This is a genomic window from Brevundimonas sp. SL161 (assembly GCF_049896985.1).
Taxonomy (GTDB): Bacteria; Pseudomonadota; Alphaproteobacteria; order Caulobacterales; family Caulobacteraceae; genus Brevundimonas.
In genome coordinates, this window is the sequence record NZ_JAFCVJ010000072.1 from 1 (window position 1) to 1,700 (window position 1,700).

Annotated in this window: 2 protein-coding genes; both read left to right on the plus strand. The window is 66.9% G+C overall.

Features of this window, described 5'->3' with window-relative positions; genetic code table 11:
• Window positions 1-13: 13 nt before the first annotated feature.
• A complete protein-coding gene (locus ACP7AU_RS17640) occupies window positions 14-973 on the plus strand; it encodes a hypothetical protein (protein WP_426052268.1) in 960 nt (319 codons plus the stop codon).
• Window positions 974-980: 7 nt separating this feature from the next.
• On the plus strand, window positions 981-1,535 hold the full coding sequence (locus tag ACP7AU_RS17645) for a fasciclin domain-containing protein (protein ID WP_426035875.1): 555 nt from the start codon (window positions 981-983) through the stop codon (window positions 1,533-1,535).
• The last annotated feature ends 165 nt before the right edge of the window (window positions 1,536-1,700 follow it).

Here is a 1,700-nt window from a genome sequence, read left to right on the forward strand (position 1 = left end):
GAGGAGTCTGGCAATGAAACGATCAATCACCCTGACGAGCGCGCTGGCGCTGACCCTGGCCATCTCGGGTGCCGCGATGGCGCAGAATGGCAACGGTAATGGCAACGGTAATGGCCGGGGCAACGGCAGTGGCGGGGGCGACAACGCCCAGCAGGAACGCCGCAACGGCAACGGTGGCGGAAATGCAAACCGGGGCGGCGGCAACGACAACCGGGGCGGCGATAACGGCCGCGGCAACGACCGCATGGAGCGGCAGGTCGAGGCCCGTATCCCCGACGTCGCCCGCGATATGGCGCGCGGTCAGGACCGGATGGAACGCGACGTCCGCCGCGAGGTCGAACAACGGGTCACGGTCGACAACGGCGTGGTCGTCCTGCGTCGCGAGGCCAATCGCGGGCTGATGAACGGGTGCCCGCCGGGGCTGGCCAAGCGTGACAACGGCTGTCTGCCGCCGGGACAGGCGCGTCAGATCGAACGGGCCCAGGATCCGTACAACCGCTACAACTATCTGTGGCGCACGCTGGGCGGCGACGGCGACTATCAGTATCGCGACGGCTACGTCTACCGGACCACGCCCCAGGGCGGGCTGCTGGGCTATCTACCCGTGCTGGGCGGCATCTTGTCGCCGGGCAATACCTGGCCCAGCCAGTACGCCTATCAGCAGCCGCCGCAGTCGCTGTCGCGATACTACGGCTTGAACGACGGGGCGCAGTATCGTTATGCCGACGGAGTGCTGTACCGCGTCGATCCGCAGACCTCTTCGATTGGCCAGGTCGCCGCCCTGCTGACCGGTCAGCAGTTCAACGTCGGCCAGCGTCTGCCCGCCGGCTACGACGTCTACAACGTGCCCTATGCTTATCGGAACCAATACGCCGACAGCGCCCAGAGCCAGTACCGCTACAACGACGGCTCCGTGTACCAGGTCGACCCCACCACACAGCTGGTGCGGGCCGTCATCCAGCTTTTGACCTGAGGGACCGATGCGCAATCAAAGACTGTGGGCGCTCGCGCCCCTCATGGTCCTGAGCCTCGCCGCCTGTGGCGGCGAGGCCGACAAGGCCGAAGGTGGAGACGGCGCGACGCCGGCGCCGTCCTCGAAGACACTGGCGGCCGCCATCGGCGACGAGGGCGACCTCGACACGCTGGAAGGGGTGGTCAAGAACGCAGGCCTATCCGACGTTCTCGAGGGCAAGGGCCCCTATACGGTCTTCGCTCCGGCGAATGCCGCGCTTGGCACGGCGGGCGCGGACCTGGCGGGCGAGGCAATGAAGGCCCAGAGCGCCGCCCTGTTGCGCGCCCACATCGTGCCGGGTGCCCTTACCCGCGCCGACATCATGGCCGCCATCGAGCGCAGCGGTGGCGGCGGCGTCCAGATGCGGACCATGGCCGACGGTCTGCTGACCTTCTCCAAGGACGGCGACGCAGTGGTGGTGACCGCTGCCGACGGCGCGACCGCGCGGTTGACGGGCGAGGAGACGGTGGTGTCGAACGGCGTGGTTCAGCCGGTGGACGGGGTACTGGTGAAGGCGGGGTAGTTCGCGAAAAACCTGCAACCGTGACCCATTGGTGTCTCCCACGTAGAGTGTTTCGTGGGCGCAGAACGGGCAGGGCGAACAGCGTTGACCTTGTTAGGAAGGTTGACCAGCCTAAGATACAGAGATGCCGATCAAGCCTGAGCGACAGAACCCGTTTTGGCCTGC

What these genes read in the sequence shown, in the direction of transcription:
- ACP7AU_RS17640 (WP_426052268.1), top strand. Translation starts at nt 14, where the DNA reads ATGAAACGATCAATCACCCTGACGAGCGCGCTGGCGCTGACCCTGGCC.
- ACP7AU_RS17645 (WP_426035875.1), top strand. Translation starts at nt 981, where the DNA reads ATGCGCAATCAAAGACTGTGGGCGCTCGCGCCCCTCATGGTCCTGAGC.